Below are 15,658 nucleotides of genomic sequence, written 5' to 3'. Positions count from 1 at the left end.
ACACGGAGACGATCCCCATGCCGACCGCCCTGCCCGCCCGTCTCGAACCCGGCCGCTGCCATCCGCTCGGCGCGGCCTGGGACGGCCTCGGCACCAACTTCGCGGTGTTTTCCGCGCATGCGCAGCGTATCCAGCTGTGCGTGTTCGACCCGACCGGCCGCAAGGAGCTCGCGCGCCTCGACCTGCCCGAATGCACCGACGAGGTGTGGCACGGCTACCTGCCGAACGCGCATCCGGGCACCGTGTACGGCTTTCGCGCGGACGGCCCGTACCAGCCGCAGCACGGCCATCGCTTCAATCCGACCAAGCTGCTGCTCGACCCGTACGCGCGCAAGCTGGTCGGCCACTTTCGCTGGTCCGACGCGCTGTTCGGCTATCGCGTGCATTCGAACCGCGCGGACCTGTCGATGGACCGCCGCGACTCGGCGCCCGCGATGCCGAAGGCCGTGGTGGTCGACGAGGCGTTCGACTGGAGCATGGACCGGCGCCCCAACGTGCCGTGGCGCAGCACCGTGATCTACGAGGCCCACGTGCGCGGCGCATCGATGCGCCGCGCCGGGTTGCGCGCGCCGGAGCGCGGAACGTTCGCGTCGCTCGCGCATCCGGCGTTCATCGATCACCTGCTGTCGATCGGCGTGACGACGGTCGAGCTGCTGCCGGTGCACGCGTTCCTGCAGCAGCGCGCGCTCGTGAACCGCGGGCTGCGCAACTACTGGGGCTACGACACGGCCGCGTTCTTCGCGCCGGAGCCGGCCTACCTGTCGACGCGGCGGCTCGACGAGATGCGCATCGCGATCCGGCAGCTGCACGCGGCCGGCATCGAAGTCGTGCTCGACGTCGTCTACAACCACACGTGCGAAGGCAACGAGCTCGGCCCGACGCTGTCGTGGCGCGGCCTCGACAACGCGAGCTACTACCGGCTGCGGCCGGACGACCCGCGCTACCACGTCGACGAGACCGGCTGCGGCAACACGCTGAACCTGTCGCATCCGCGCGTCGTGCAGATGGTGATGGATTCGCTGCGCTACTGGGCGAGCGCGTTCAACGTCGACGGCTTTCGCTTCGATCTCGGCGTGACGCTCGGCCGCGAGGATCATGGCTTCGAGCCGGGCGCGGGTTTCTTCGACGCGCTACGGCAGGACCCGCTGCTCGCGCAGCGCAAGCTGATCACCGAGCCGTGGGATCTCGGCCCCGGCGGCTATCAGCTGGGCCGCCACCCGCCCGGCTTCGCCGAATGGAACGACCGCTTTCGCGACACCGTGCGGCGCTTCTGGCGCGGCGACGCCGGGCAGCGCCCGGAACTCGCCGCGCGGCTCGCGGGCTCGGCCGACCTGTTCAATCATCACCGGCGCCGCACCTGGGCGTCGGTCAACTTCATCACCGCGCACGACGGCTTCACGCTCGCCGATCTCGTGTCGTATGCGGACAAGCACAACGAAGCGAACGGCGAGGACAACCACGACGGCCACGGCGACAACTGCAGCGCGAACTGGGGCGTCGAAGGCGCCACCGACGACGCGTCGATCCGCGACCTGCGCGCGCGGGTCGCCCGCTCGATGCTCGCCACGCTGTTTACCGCACTCGGCACGCCGATGCTCGTGGCCGGCGACGAATTCGGCAGGACGCAGCACGGCAACAACAACGCGTATTGCCAGGACAACGAACTGTCCTGGCTCGACTGGGATCTCGCGCACAGCGACGAAGGCGCGCAGATGACGCGCTTCGTGTCGCGGCTCGCCGCGCTGCGGCGCATGTATCCGCTGATGTCGGCGCCGCGCTATCCGTCCGGCGACCGCGACGGTGCGCCGGGCATGCGCGAGATCGACTGGTTCGACGAGCGCGGCGACCCGCTGAGCGTGCCCGCATGGGAGGACGGCGAGCGTCGCGCGCTGACGATGCGGCGCGTCGGCACCGGCCGCACCGGGCGCACCGAGGCGCTGCTCGTGATGCTGAATGCGTCGACCCACGTCATCACGTTCAAGTTGCCCGCCCCCGTGCTCGACTATCGCGTGCTGCTCGACACCGCGTCGCCCGACGGCGGCCCGCGCGGCTGGCCTGACGCCGGCCTCGACGTCGCCGCGCACGCGGCCGTGATCGCCGTCGCGGCCGTGCCACCCGCCCCGCCCTCGTGAGGAGCCGCCATGACGTCACGCACCGCCCATCCGCCCGGCACGCACACATTCGCGTCGTCGTTCGGCGCGACCTGCCTCGACGCGGAACACACGCGCTTCCGGTTGTGGGCGCCCGCGAGCCGCACGGCCGCGGTCGAACTGCACGGCGAACGGCGCGTCGCGATGCTGCCGGCCGGGGACGGCTGGTTCGAGGTCGTCGCGCCGTGCGGTCCCGGCACGCTGTACCGCTTCCTGCTCGACGACGGTCTCGCGGCACCCGATCCCGCATCGCGCTTCCAGCCGCATGACGTGCACGGCCCGAGCCAGGTCGTCGACCCGGCCGCGTACCGCTGGCGCAACGACGCGTGGCGCGGGCGGCCGTGGCACGAGACGGTACTGTACGAACTGCACGTCGGCGCATGCGGCGGCTACGCGAACGTCGAACGGCGCCTGGCCGAGCTTGCCGCGCTCGGCGTGACCGCGATCGAGCTGATGCCCGTCAACGCGTTCCCGGGCGCGCGCAACTGGGGCTACGACGGCGTGCTGCCGTTCGCGCCCGCTGCGTCGTACGGACGGCCCGAGGAACTGAAGGCACTCGTCGACGCCGCGCACGGGCTCGGGCTGCAGGTGCTGCTCGACGTCGTCTACAACCACTTCGGCCCCGAAGGCAACCTGCTGCCGCGCTATGCACCGGGATTTTTCCGCGCGGACCGGCAGACCGCCTGGGGGCCCGCGATCGACTTCTCGCGTGCGCAGACGAGCGCGTTCTTCATCGACAACGCGCTGTACTGGCTCGACGAATTCCGCTTCGACGGCCTGCGCATCGACGCCGCGCATGCGATCGACGACGATGCATGGCTGCGCGAGCTCGCCCGCCGCGTGCGCGCGTATGCGGGCGATGCGCGCCACGTGCATCTGGTGCTCGAGGACGAGCGCAATCGGGCGAGCCTGCTCGGCCCCGGCGGTTTCGACGCGCAGTGGAACGACGACTTCCACAACAGCGCGCACGTGCTGCTCACCGGCGAGCGCGAAGGCTACTACCGCGCGTACGCCGATGCGCCGCTGCGCCATCTCGCGCGCACGCTCGGCGAAGGGTTCGCGTACCAGGGCGAGCCGTCGCCGCTGCACGACGGCGCGCCGCGCGGCGAGCCGAGCGCGCACCTGCCGCCGACCGCGTTCGTCACGTTCCTGCAGAACCACGACCAGATCGGCAACCGCGCCTTCGGCGAGCGGCTGCGCGCGCTCGCGAACGACGACGCGGTGCGCGCGGCAACTGCCCTGATGCTGCTCGCGCCGCAGGTGCCGCTGCTGTTCATGGGCGAGGAAGTCGGCAGCACGCAGCCGTTCCAGTTCTTCACCGACTATCGCGGCGCGCTCGCCGACGCGGTGCGCGAAGGCCGGCGCCGCGAGTTCGCCGCGTTTTCCGCGTTCGCCGATCCCGCGCATCGCGACGCGATTCCCGATCCGAACGACGTCGGCACGTTCATGCGCTCGTCGCCCGGTCATGCCGGTGCGGACACGTGGCCCGACGCCGACGCGTGGCGGCGCTTCTACCGCAGCGCGCTGGCCGTGCGCGCGGCGCTCGTGACGCCGCACCTGCCGGGCGCCCGCGCGCTCGGCGTCGAGCTGCTGTCCGCTATCGGCATCGGCAACCGCGACAGCGACGGCAACGCGGAGGCGCTCGTCGCGCGCTGGCGGCTCGGCGACGGCAGCACGCTCACGCTCGCATTCAATCCCGGCTCGCGCGACGCGCTGCTGCCGATGCTGCCGGTCGGCAAGATCGTGTTCGAGACGCCGCCGCGCGCGCGCGACCGGCTGGCCGACCGGCGGCTGCCCGCGCGCACCTGCATCGCGTGGCGCGACGGCGCGGTCAACCGCGACGCGCTCCATCACCGCACGAACGGGCACACACGGCAATGACGACCGACGTACCGATCGCCGACCTCGCGCGTGCGGCCGGGCTGGCGCCCGACTGGATCGACGCGGGCGGCGTCGCGCGGCGGGTGGGCGACGACGCGCTCGTCGCGCTCGTCGATGCGCTCGGCTGGCCATGCGGCACGCCGATCGAGCGGGTCGACAGCGCGGCCGCGCTGACCGATGGCCGGGACGCAATGCCGCAGGTCGTCACCGGCGACGCCGGCGTGCCGCTGACGCTCCCGCGCAACGTCGCGCCGCCGGGCGCGCGCTTCCGGATCGCGCTCGAAACGGGCGAGCACGTCGACGCTCGCGTGGCCGGCGCGGGCGAATCCGGCGCACTGCCGCCGCTCACGGTGCCCGGCTATCACGCGCTCGAGATCGGCGAGCAACGCATCGGGCTCGCCATCGCGCCGCCGCGTATGCGGCCGTTCATTGGCGACGTCGGCGTGGCGGGTACGCAGCGCCGCTGGGGCATCGCGGCCCAGTTGTACAGCCTGCGCCGCACGGGTGACGACGGCGCGGGCGACTACACCGCGCTCGCCGGCCTCGCCGCGCACGCGGCGCGGCACGGCGCGCACGCGGTCGCGATCAGCCCGACGCATGCCGGCTATCCGGCGCTGCCCGAGCACGACAGCCCGTATTCGCCGTCGTCGCGGCGCTGGCACAACGTCGCGTATCTCGACTGCGACGCGGTGCCGGGGGCCGATATCGTGCAGCGGATGCACGGCGCGGCGGCACATGGCGCTCCCGCGCCCGATACGCCGCTGATCGACTGGCCGCACGTGCTGCCGCTGAAGCTGCGCCGCTTGCGCGCGTGCTTCGATGCGTGGCGCGCGAACGGCGGGCCGTTGCGCGACGCGTTCGAGCAGTTTCGTGCGGCGGGCGGCGCGGCGCTCGACGCACACGCGCGCTTCGACGCGCTGCAGGCGTTCTGCATCGAACACGGAATCGGTGCGGACTGGCGGCAATGGCCCGCGCCGTGGCGCATGCCGGCCTCGGCCGAGGTCGACGCCTTCGCACACGCGCATGCCGAGACGATCGCGTTCCACGCGTTCCTGCAATGGTGCGCGTCGGACGCGCTCGGCAACGCGCAGCATGCGGCGCGCGAGGCCGGGATGGCGATCGGGCTGATCGCCGATCTCGCGGTCGGCTCCGATCGCGCGGGCAGCGACGCGTGGGCGCACGGCACGACGCTGCTGCGCGGCGTGTCGGTCGGCGCGCCGCCCGACCTGTTCAATGCGGACGGCCAGGCCTGGGGCGTGACGACGTGGACGCCCGCCGCGCTGCGCGCGACCGGCTTCGCGCCGTTCGTCGACCTGTTGCGCGCGGCCTTCGCGCAGGCGGGCGGGGTCCGTATCGACCACGTGCTCGGCTTCGCGCGGATGTGGATCGTGCCGGACGGCGGATCGCCGCGCGACGGCGCGTACTTGCACTATCCGCTCGACGATCTCGTGCGGCTGGTCGCGCTGGAGGCGGCACGGCATCGCGCGGTCGCGATCGGCGAGGATCTCGGCACGGTGCCGGCCGGGTTTCGCGAGCGGCTCGGCGCGCGGGGGATCGCGGGAATGCGCGTGCTGTGGTTCGAGCGTGAGGCGGATGGTGCGTTTCGGCCGCCGTCGGCGTGGGAGCGCGACTCGATCGCGATGACGTCGACGCACGATCTGCCGACCGTGGCGGGTTGGTGGCGTGGTGTCGATCTCGAGTGGCGGCGGGGTGTAGGCGATGCCGATGCCGATGCCGATGCCGATGCCGATGCCGATGCCGATGCCGATGCCGTCAAGCATGCACGCACCGACGACGGGAGCGGCCAATCGCAACGCATCGCGAGTGCGCGCAATGTCGGTGACAACATCGGTCACGGCGCGCCCGGACACGGAGCGGGACGTGACGAACGAAACAAACCTGCTTTGCGTGACCAGCATCCCGCCAAGGATGTCGGTCACGGCGCGCCCGCCAAACGCGACACGCCGCCGCCCGCCCCCGACCTCGCCCTCACTGCGGCCCGGGCCGAACGCGCGACCGAGCGCGCGGCACTATGGCGCGCGTTGCAGCAAGCGGGCTGCGCGCCGCCCGGTGATCCGGTACCGCCTGCCGACACGCCACCCGTCGATGCAATCCTCGCGTATGTCGCGCGCAGCCCGTCGCCGCTCGCGATCGTGCCGCTCGAGGATCTGCTCGCACTGGAAGCCCAACCGAATCTCCCCGGCCCGCCGCGCGGCCATCCGAACTGGCTGCGCCGGCTGCCGCGCGCGGTCGACGCGCTGTTCGACGCCGACGTACGCAGACGCATCGCGGCGCTCGAGCGCGCACGCCGCGCCCGGGAGCAGGACGTATGATTCCGCGCGCGACCCTGCGACTGCAACTGCACGCCGGCTTCACGTTCGACGACGCGGCCGCGCACGCCGACTATTTCGCGCGGCTCGGCGTGAGCCACCTGTACCTGTCGCCGATCACGACGGCCGAGCCCGGTTCGCTGCACGGCTACGACACCGTCGACCATCACACGATCAGCGCGGAACTCGGCGGCGCAGCCGGCTTCCGCCGCCTCGTCGACGCGTTGCGCGCCCGCGGCCTCGGCGTGATCGCCGACATCGTGCCGAACCACATGGGCGTCGGCGGCGTATCGAACGGCTGGTGGAACGACGTGCTCGAATGGGGGCCGGCGAGCCCGTACGCGCGCTACTTCGACATCGACTGGCATCCGCCTGACGCGACGCTCCACGGCAAGGTGCTGCTGCCCTGCCTCGGCGCGCCCTACGGCGACGCGCTCGCCGCCGGCGACGTCGCGCTCGGCGCCGAACCGTCGAGCGGGCGTTTCTTCATCGCATGCGCGGGCAGGACGCTGCCGGTCGCCGCCGCGACCTACGCCGAGATCCTGCGCATCGCCAACCGTGCGGACCTGAACGCGCTCGCCGAACGGTTCGCCGCCGCGCCGGTGCGCGGCAGCGCGCGCCTCGCGGACGCGCATACGGCACTGCGCGACTACGCCGCCGCCCAGGGCCCGCATGCGTTCGACGCGATACTGCGCGGCGCCGATCCGCGCCGCGCACGCTCGCGCGCGTGCCTGCATCGATTGCTCGAACGCCAGCACTATCGGCTCGCGTGGTGGCGCACGGCCGCCGACGAGCTGAACTGGCGGCGCTTCTTCGACATCGCGACCCTCGCGGCCGTGCGCGTCGAGGACGACGCGGTGTTCGACGCGGTGCACGCGCTGCCGCTGGCGCTTCATGCGGCCGGCTGCCTCGACGGCCTGCGCGTCGATCACGTCGACGGCCTCGCCGACCCGGGCGCGTACTGCCGCCGCCTGCACGCGCGGCTCGCCGCGCAGCGCGACGAGCGGCCCTACCTCGTCGTCGAGAAGATCCTCGCGCCGGGCGAGACGCTGCGTGAAGACTGGCGTGTCGACGGCACGACCGGCTACGACTTCATGAACGACGTCGCCGCGCTGCTGCATGATCCGGCTGGCGCGGCGCCGCTCGCCGCGCACTGGGCGGCCGTGTCGGGATCGGCACGGTCGTTCGCGCAGGAGGCGGTGGCCGGCAAGCGGCGCGTGCTGAAGCGGCAGCTCGCCGGCGAGCACGAACGTATCGCGCGGGCGTTGCACCGCATTGCGCGCGCGGCCCCCGCGACGCGCGACCTCAGCCGGATCGCGATCCAGCGCGTGCTGGGCGAACTCGCCGTGCACCTTCCCGTGTACCGGATGTACCCGACACCCGGCAACGAGTCGACCGGCGCCGATCGTCGCGTGCTGGCGCACGCGTACGACGCGGCGTGCGCGACGATCGATCCGTCCGACCGCTACGCGCTCGATCGCGTCGCCGGCTGGCTCGGGCTGCCGGGCCTGCGCGCGCCGCGCGCGGATGCCGAGGCGCTGCACGCGGCGCGCGTCGCGTTCGCTCAGCTCACCGCGCCGCTCGCCGCGAAGGGCGTCGAGGATACCGCCAACTATCGCTACGGCCGGCTGCTGTCGCGCAACGAGGTCGGTGCCGATGCGGGCGATTTCAGTCTGTCGCGCGGGGCGTTCCATGCACGCAACCGCCGTCGCGCGCGCACCGTTCCGCATACGCTCGTCGCGACCGCGACCCACGATCACAAGCGCGGCGAAGATGCGCGTGCGCGGCTCGCGGTGCTCAGTGAAGCACCGGACCTGTGGCGTGCGGTGTCGCTCGACTGGTCCGCGCTGAACCAGCCGCGGCGCGGCGGTGCGCATCGCGATCTCGCGTGGGCGCCGGGGCCGGCTGCGGAAGCGCTGCTGTACCAGACGCTCGTCGGCTGCTGGCCGCCGGCGCTCGCGCCCGACGATGCGCACGGGCTGGCGACGCTTGCCGAACGCGTGGTGCGCTGGCAGACGAAGGCGCTGCGCGAAGCGAAACAGCATACGGACTGGCTCGCACCCGACGCGGACTACGAGCGCGATTGCGAACGGTTCGTCCGCGCGATCCTGACGCCGCATGGCGCGGGCGATTTCGTGCACCGGCTGCATGGGTTCGTCGCACGGATCGCGCCGGCCGGTGTCGTCAACAGCCTCGCGCAGGCGGCGCTGCGGATCGCGTCGCCGGGTGTGCCCGATCTGTATCAAGGTACCGAGTCATGGGATCACTCGCTCGTCGATCCGGACAACCGGCGCGACGTGCCGTTCGCGCAGCTCGCGGCCGAGCGGGTCGACGAACCGGTCGCCGCGTACCTGCGGGACTGGCCCGACGCACGCGTGAAGCGCGCGCTCGTCGAGCGGATGCTCGCGCTGCGCGCCCGCTGGCCGGCGACGTTCTCGGATGGCGCGTATGTGCCGCTGCGCGTGCGCGGCAGGCTCGGGCGGCATGCGCTCGCGCTCGCGCGCTGCGACGCGACGGCGACGGTCGTGGTCGTCGTGACGCGGCTCGCATGCCGGTTGCTCGGCGAAGTGCCGGGGGTGCCGCGCATCGCGCCTGCGGAATGGGGCGATACCGCGATCGTGTTGCCGCGCGGCGCGAGCGAGCGGTGGCTCGACTGGCTGAACGACGGGAGCGAAATCGAGGCGCCGGACGGCATGCTGCGGCTCGATCGCTGTCTTGCCGCGTTGCCGGTCGCGGCGCTGGTGGCAGCCGATACGATGAGCCGGTAGCGGTAATCGGATTTGTGCAAAGACGGTCGGCGCCCCGAGGTGAACCATCTCACCGCGTTCCAGCATTTCCGCTCAACACGCCAACAACATGGCAGTGGCAGCGTCCGGACACACGCCTTGAAACTGGCTGGACGCCAGCAACGCGCGCGGTACATCCTCGCGGGCGACGCGCACGAAACCAAAACCGGCGAAATAGTCCTCCGCGGTCGTCGTCAGCAACCCGATCGCATGGACCGAGCGTGCGCGGCACGTCGCGATCAGCCGCGCAACGATTGCGCGGCCGACGCCGCTCCCTTGCGCGCGCGGTGCGACGACGATCGACCGGATCAGCGCGAAATCTTCGTGGTATTCCATACCGCCGCATCCGGTCAACGCGGGCGGATCGGCGAGCACGATGAAGTTTTCCAGATGCTCCGCGACACCCGCAGTCGGCAGGTTCGACGCGCGAAGCAATGCCTCGATCGCGGCCAGGTCGGATAACGCTGCAGAACGAAGTTGCATGACATCGATTCCCGATTGAATGGGCGGTACCCGTACGGTTCAAATCCCCCGCTGATTCACCCGCTTCGACAACGCCTCCGCGCTTTCCTTCCGTTCGCTGTACCGGTCGACCAGATACGGGCCGATGTCGCGCGTCAGCAGCGTGAACTTGACCAGTTCCTCCATCACGTCGACGACGCGATCGAAATAGGCCGACGGCTTCATCCGCCCCGCTTCGTCGAATTCCATGAACGCCTTGGCCACCGACGACTGGTTCGGGATCGTCAGCATGCGCATCCAGCGTCCGAGCACGCGCATCTGGTTCACCGCATTGAACGACTGCGAGCCGCCGCTGACCTGCATCACCGCGAGCGTCTTGCCCTGCGTCGGCCGCACCGCGCCGACCGACAGCGGAATCCAGTCGATCTGCGACTTCATGATGCCGGTCATCGCGCCATGTCGTTCCGGCGAGCACCAGACCATCCCCTCCGACCACATTACCAGCTCGCGCAATTCGACCACCTTCGGGTGACTTTCGGGCGCATCGTCGGGCAACGGCAGGCCGCTCGGATTGAACACGCGCACCTCGGCGCCCATCGCCGTGAGCAGGCGCTCGGCCTCCTCGACCAGCAGGCGGCTGAACGAACGCTCGCGCAGCGAGCCGTACAGCAGCAGGAAACGCGGCGGATGCGTCGACGGCGACGCCGGCCGCAAGCGGCTCGCGTCCGGTACGCGAAAGAGTTCGGCGTCGAGTTGCGGCAGGTCGGTCAGTCGGTCGGTCATGGATGGATTCCGTGGTTTGCTCAAGTGCGCTCGTACCAGCCCTTCGACCGGTTCACGATGCGCACCACCAGCAGCATGACCGGCACTTCGATCAGCACGCCGACGACGGTCGCGAGCGCCGCGCCGGAATGGAAACCGAACAGGCTGATCGCGGCCGCGACAGCCAGCTCGAAGAAGTTGGACGCGCCGATCAGCGCCGACGGGCATGCAATGTTGTGCTTCTCGCCCACGGCACGATTAAGCCAGTATGCGAGCGCGGAGTTGAAGAACACCTGGATCAGGATCGGCACCGCGAGCAGCGCGATCACCAGCGGCTGCTTCAGGATCGCTTCGCCCTGGAACGCGAACAGCAGCACGAGCGTGGCCAGCAGCGCGGCGATCGACCACGGGCCGATTTTCGTCATCGCGGCGTCGAACGCAGCTTGCCCGTTCGCGAGCAACACCTTGCGCCAGATCTGCGCGAGGATCACCGGAATCACGATGTAGAGCACGACCGACGTGAGCAGCGTCGCCCACGGCACGGTAATCGCGGACATCCCCAGCAGCAGCCCGACCAGCGGCGCGAACGCGATCACCATGATGCTGTCGTTCAGCGCGACCTGCGACAGCGTGAACAGCGGATCGCCGCCGGTCAGCCGGCTCCACACGAACACCATCGCCGTGCACGGCGCGGCGGCCAGCAGGATCAAACCGGCGATGTAGCTGTCGAGCTGGTCCGCCGGCAGCATCGGCGCGAACAGATGCCGGATGAACAGCCAGCCGAGAAACGCCATCGAGAACGGCTTGACCAGCCAGTTCACGACGAGCGTGACGCCGATGCCTTTGACGTGCTGACGCACTTCATGCAACGCCCCGAAGTCAACCTTGACCAGCATCGGCACGATCATCACCCAGATCAGCAGCCCGACCGGCAGATTGACCTGCGCGTACTCCATGCGGCCGATCTGCTGGAACAGGCCGGGCAGCACTTGGCCGAGCGCGATGCCGGCGACGATGCACAGCGCGACCCAGACCGTCAGGTAGCGTTCGAAGAAATTGATCGCGGGCTTCGCAATGGCATGGCGAGGCGGGATCGCGTTGGACGTGTTCATCGAAGAGGATTCCGTGCGGGAGCAACGCACGCGGCGCGCCGGTTCACGCGCGCCGCCGTGCGAGCGCTCAGTTTCGCGAGATGGCGGTCAACGCCGCCTGCAGTTCGGCGTCGCTCATGCGCTCGAGCGGCAGCGCCAGCAGTTGCAGCATCCGGTAGCCGAGCGCCTCGCGCGTCAGTTCGAACGCGAGCCGCTTGCCGGCATCGCCGCCCGCGGCGTTCGACGGATCGGCGTAGCCCCAATGCACTTTCACCGGGCTGCCGGGCCAGTACGGGCAGGCCTCCGCGGCCGCGCTGTCGCATACCGTGATGACGATGCGCAGGTGCGGCGCGCCGTCGCCGACGAATTCGTCCCAGCTCTTGCTGCGGTATCCGGTGACGTCGACACCGGCGCGCGTGAGCGCATCCAGCGCGAACGGATTGAGCCGGCCGCTCGGCGCGCTGCCGGCGCTGTAGGCGCGCACGTCGCGGCCGAGTTTCCCGGCCCAGTGGTTGAGCATTCCCTCCGCAAGCACGCTGCGCGCGGAGTTGTGGGTACAGAGAATCAGGACGTTGGTGGTCATCGGCGGGCGGGTGAATGCATGCTCAGGTTTGGTCGGAGCAGGAAGTCGAACAGGCGGACGCCGGCGTGCACGGATTGCCGCCGCAGCAGTTCTCGGTGAGGTAGCCGATCAGCCCGTTCATCGTCGCGAAGTTCGCGCAATAGAACACGAAGCGGCCTTCCTGGCGGCTCGTGACGAGCTGCGCATGGGCCAGTTCCTTCAGATGAAACGACAGCGACGACGGCGGCACGTCGAGCAGCGTCGCGATTTGCCCGGCCGGCAAGCCAGACGGGCCGGCCTGCACGAGCGCGCGGAAGACGGCAAGGCGCGACTCATGCGCGAGTGCCGCCAGCGCGGCGATGGTCTGGTTCGTTTCCATTTTTCGATAATACTCGAAATGTGGAAACGATGGCAGGAATGCATCGCATCCCGCCGCCGCGCGTCACACCGTCACGACCATTCTTCGGGCGGCATCGCGCCGCCGTCATCCTCCCACTGCGGCTCGCCCGCATCTTCCTTGCGGGTCGGCGCCACCGGCCCGTTCCCGCTGCTGCGTTCGTTTCGCCGCGTGCCGTCGCGGGAAGTCGCCGCGCGCACGCGCGCCCGCGTGCGGGTCGGTGCGACGGTCCGCTGTTCGCTGCCGCGGCGCTCGTCGGTCGACGCCGCGTCCTGGGTCTGTCGCGCATTCGAAGCTGCGTTCATGTGTGCCCTCCCGGCTCATTGAAAGAGACCTTCGTCGAAACGCGCAGCAATTCGGGTGCCGCCTGTCGGGCAAGCGCCTTGCTCCCCCGTTTCGTACCCAACCCTTTCCGGAGCCGACCATGCCGATCGACCGCAGCACGCCGCCCGCAACGCGTCACCGTCTCGGCGAATGGATGGCCCGCGAGGAATCGCAGATGGCCGGGTACCGCGCCAACATCGCGAACGCAGCGCGCGCGCAGGCCGGCGAACAGCTGCGCACGCCGGCCGTGCAGGCACTCGCGCGGCTGTTCGACGACCACGCGGTGCTGCGCATGAGCCTCACCCGCGCGATCGACGAGGCGCTCGAAGCGGGCCGCATGCTCGGCTACGCATCGATCGGCGAACTGATGACCGTGATCGACCACCTGATGACCTACACGCCGCCGTTCAGCGAAACGAGCCTGGTCGTGTGCCCGCTGAACGCGTTTCTCGACTGGCCGATGTGCATGCCGTCGGGCCATGCGGTGTTTCGCGACGCGGCGGTCAACGCGCACCTGAAGCAGGTGCTGAACGTGTGGTGCGACTTCCTCGGCGGCCCGCATTCGCGCGCGCATCTCGACACGTCGCCGCCCGACGGCTGGTTCTGCGATGCCGCGCGCACGCGCCTCGGCCTGTCGCAGTTCCAGTATCGCGAGGACCAGCCGTACTGGGGCTTCGACTCGTGGAACGACTTCTTCACGCGGCGCTTTCGCGCGGATGCGCGGCCGGTCGCGGCGCCGGACGATCCGCACGTGATCGTCAGTGCGTGCGAGGCCGCGCCGTATCACACCGAATCCAGCGTGAAGATCCGCGACAGGTTCTGGATCAAGGGGCAGCCGTATTCGTTGCGCGACATCTTCACGCCCGCGCGGCTGCCGCTCGCCGAGCGCTTCGTCGGCGGCGACCTCTACCAGGCGTATCTGAGCGCGTACAACTATCACCGCTGGCACGCGCCGGTGCGCGGCACCGTCACGCACGCGTACCGGGTCGACGGCACCTACTACTCGGTCGCGGAAGCGGAAGGCCCGGACCCGGCCGGGCTCAACGACTCGCAGGGCTACATGACGGCCGTCGCCGCGCGCGCGGTGGTCGCGATCGACTGCGACGATCCGGGGATCGGGACGGTAGCCGCGGTGTTCGTCGGGATGGGCGACGTGTCGTCGTGCGTGATCGAGGTCGTGCCGGGGCAGCGGATCGACAAGGGCGACGAGATCGGCTATTTCCAGTACGGCGGCTCGACCTGCTGCCTGCTGTTCGAACCGGGCGTGATCGACCGCTTCCAGTGCGCGCCGCCGTTCGACGGCGATACGCCGGCCGTGCAGGTCAACGCGCCGGTCGCGATCGCGCACTGAGCCGCGCGCTGCGGCATCACACGTCGGCACTGCCGAACCCGCGCCCGGCGTGCCGCAGCATGCGCTGCACGATCGACAGCCCGTCCGGCGTCAGCGCGAGCCGGCTCGCGCCCGATGCGTCGGCGCGCATCTCGATCAGGTGTTGTTCCACCAACGAGACGATATCTTCGCGGTCGGCCTGGATCTGTTCCGGCGCGCGATGGACCAGGAATAGTGCGGCAAATTCATGTGCGGTCAGCATGTTGTCTCCCCCATTTGACGGCTTGACGCGATACGACGATGGCATCGCGCCGGCGCAGGCGCGAAGCGTGCGCCGCGATCTCGGGAAACATGCAGGGAGCGTGCCAGTATTTGGGACGAAGCCGCCCCGCGCCCGGCCGGCGCGCGGCGCGATGTGTCACTTGAAGCCGCCCGGGCGCCGCTGCAAAGTTTTCAACGGCGTGTAATGGAGCCCCATGGTGCGAATGGAACGGCACGGGCGCACCGCGGCACGGCAGCGGCATGCGCCGCACGGCTCACGACTTCCGCGAACGGAACATCCCGGCGCGGGCGGTTTTGCCCGCCGCCTTGTCGCGCACGCGGAAGTAGCCGCTGTGGAGTTCCACGCCGCCCTTGCCGTCGACCAGCACGTCCGCGCACGCGGCCTCGATGCGTGCGCGGCCGCGCTCGAACGCGTCGCGCAAGTCGGCTTCGAGCGCGGAGCGCGCGCCGAAATGATCCTCGAGCGCTTCGACCGTGATCGTGCAGGTTTGCGGCTTTCCGTCGACCTCGACGACGAAACGCATCAGCAGCGCCGCGCCGTCGAACTCGGGCGGCGCGTCGGTCAGCGTCACGTGACGAACGGGTTCGGCCGGCATCGCTCAGGGCCCCCGCGACGCGAGGCACTGCACCAGCGCGCCGTTGAATGCGGGCAGGTCGGCGGGCTTGCGGCTCGTGATCAGGTTGCCGTCGCGCACGACCTCCTGGTCGACCCACTTGCCGCCCGCGTTGCGGATGTCGTCCTGCAGGCTCGGCCAGCTCGTCATCGTGCGGCCGTCCACCAGCCCGGACGACACGAGCAGCCAGCCGCCGTGACAGATCGCGGCAATCGGCTTGCCCGCGCCGACGGCCGCGGTCACGAATTCGCGCGCGGCCGGCAGCATCCGGATCGCGTCGCCGTTGACCACGCCGCCCGGCAGCACGACCGCGTCGTAATCGCCTTCGCGCGCATCGTCGAACGTGCGGTCGACCTTCACGCGATCGCCCTTGTCGACGTGCCTGAACCCCTGGATCTCGCCGCGCTTCTGCGAAATCACGTCGACCTGCGCGCCCTCTGCCGTCAGCGCGCGCTGCGGTTCGACGAGCTCGGCTTCCTCGAAGCCGTCGACCGCGAGTATCGCTACCTTGCAATGATCCAGCTTGCCGATCATGGATCGCTCCCTGTCGTGTTGTGGCACCGCATGTGCCGTATCTGTCGTACCGGTCTGCAGCAATCGGCGTGCCGCGCCCACCGGGATGGCGGCCCGCGGGGGTGCCGCTTGAAGGGATCGGACCCGCGATCGGCGGTTGGCGGCGCGCCCGCG

At 70.4% G+C, this 15,658-nt stretch carries 14 protein-coding genes; 5 read left to right on the top strand and 9 right to left on the bottom strand.

Annotated elements, in window-relative coordinates; all coding sequences use genetic code 11:
• The first annotated feature begins 17 nt into the window (after positions 1-17).
• From glgX to treY, 4 genes are read left to right on the top strand one after another with little or no spacing between them, the layout of a single operon-like run.
• Entirely contained in the window at positions 18-2,132 is a 2,115-nt protein-coding gene (gene glgX / locus NQV17_RS10575) for a glycogen debranching protein GlgX (RefSeq protein ID WP_257772076.1), read from the top strand.
• Between the two features lie 9 nt (positions 2,133-2,141).
• Complete coding sequence (treZ, locus tag NQV17_RS10570; protein WP_257772074.1) at positions 2,142-4,031, top strand: malto-oligosyltrehalose trehalohydrolase; 1,890 nt, start codon at positions 2,142-2,144, stop codon at positions 4,029-4,031.
• On the top strand, positions 4,028-6,364 hold the full coding sequence (malQ, locus tag NQV17_RS10565; protein WP_257772072.1) for a 4-alpha-glucanotransferase: 2,337 nt from the start codon (positions 4,028-4,030) through the stop codon (positions 6,362-6,364). The genes treZ and malQ overlap by 4 nt, the downstream gene beginning before the upstream one ends.
• Positions 6,361-9,129, top strand: a complete 2,769-nt coding sequence (gene treY, locus NQV17_RS10560; protein WP_257772070.1) for a malto-oligosyltrehalose synthase — start codon at positions 6,361-6,363, stop codon at positions 9,127-9,129. The genes malQ and treY overlap by 4 nt, the downstream gene beginning before the upstream one ends.
• Positions 9,130-9,201: 72 nt before the next feature.
• On the opposite strand, the gene arsN2 is transcribed toward treY, so the two are convergent.
• From arsN2 to NQV17_RS10530, 6 genes are all read right to left on the bottom strand, one after another.
• Positions 9,202-9,630 (bottom strand): arsenic resistance N-acetyltransferase ArsN2, encoded by a 429-nt coding sequence (arsN2, locus tag NQV17_RS10555; RefSeq protein WP_257772068.1) that lies wholly within the window; start codon positions 9,628-9,630, stop codon positions 9,202-9,204.
• A gap of 39 nt (positions 9,631-9,669) precedes the next feature.
• Positions 9,670-10,392 carry an arsenical resistance protein ArsH gene (gene arsH, locus NQV17_RS10550; RefSeq protein ID WP_124528718.1) on the bottom strand — a complete coding sequence of 241 codons (723 nt, stop codon included), beginning with the start codon at positions 10,390-10,392 and terminating at the stop codon, positions 9,670-9,672.
• Between the two features lie 20 nt (positions 10,393-10,412).
• Positions 10,413-11,483: an ACR3 family arsenite efflux transporter gene (gene arsB / locus NQV17_RS10545; protein WP_257772064.1), complete on the bottom strand. Its 1,071-nt coding sequence runs from the start codon at positions 11,481-11,483 to the stop codon at positions 10,413-10,415.
• A 67-nt stretch (positions 11,484-11,550) separates the two neighbouring features.
• Entirely contained in the window at positions 11,551-12,045 is a 495-nt protein-coding gene (locus NQV17_RS10540; RefSeq protein ID WP_257772062.1) for an arsenate reductase ArsC, read from the bottom strand.
• A gap of 22 nt (positions 12,046-12,067) precedes the next feature.
• Positions 12,068-12,403, bottom strand: a complete 336-nt coding sequence (locus NQV17_RS10535) for a helix-turn-helix transcriptional regulator (protein ID WP_257772060.1) — start codon at positions 12,401-12,403, stop codon at positions 12,068-12,070.
• A 71-nt stretch (positions 12,404-12,474) separates the two neighbouring features.
• On the bottom strand, positions 12,475-12,726 hold the full coding sequence (locus tag NQV17_RS10530) for a hypothetical protein (protein WP_257772058.1): 252 nt from the start codon (positions 12,724-12,726) through the stop codon (positions 12,475-12,477).
• 119 nt (positions 12,727-12,845) lie between these two features.
• On the opposite strand from NQV17_RS10530, the gene NQV17_RS10525 reads away from it, so the two are divergent.
• Positions 12,846-14,096: a phosphatidylserine decarboxylase family protein gene (locus NQV17_RS10525; protein ID WP_257772056.1), complete on the top strand. Its 1,251-nt coding sequence runs from the start codon at positions 12,846-12,848 to the stop codon at positions 14,094-14,096.
• A gap of 16 nt (positions 14,097-14,112) precedes the next feature.
• On the opposite strand, the gene NQV17_RS10520 is transcribed toward NQV17_RS10525, so the two are convergent.
• The 3 genes from NQV17_RS10520 to NQV17_RS10510 form a co-directional block, all read right to left on the bottom strand.
• Positions 14,113-14,337, bottom strand: coding sequence for a hypothetical protein (locus NQV17_RS10520; protein WP_257772054.1), 225 nt, complete (start codon positions 14,335-14,337; stop codon positions 14,113-14,115).
• A 274-nt stretch (positions 14,338-14,611) separates the two neighbouring features.
• Complete coding sequence (locus NQV17_RS10515; protein ID WP_044843396.1) at positions 14,612-14,953, bottom strand: DUF1488 domain-containing protein; 342 nt, start codon at positions 14,951-14,953, stop codon at positions 14,612-14,614.
• A 3-nt stretch (positions 14,954-14,956) separates the two neighbouring features.
• Positions 14,957-15,505: a type 1 glutamine amidotransferase domain-containing protein gene (locus tag NQV17_RS10510; RefSeq protein WP_044843395.1), complete on the bottom strand. Its 549-nt coding sequence runs from the start codon at positions 15,503-15,505 to the stop codon at positions 14,957-14,959.
• Positions 15,506-15,658: the final 153 nt, after the last annotated feature.

Source organism: Burkholderia sp. SCN-KJ, assembly GCF_024656005.1.
Classification (GTDB): domain Bacteria; phylum Pseudomonadota; class Gammaproteobacteria; order Burkholderiales; family Burkholderiaceae; genus Burkholderia.
This window is presented reverse-complemented; position numbering and strand designations above follow the sequence as displayed.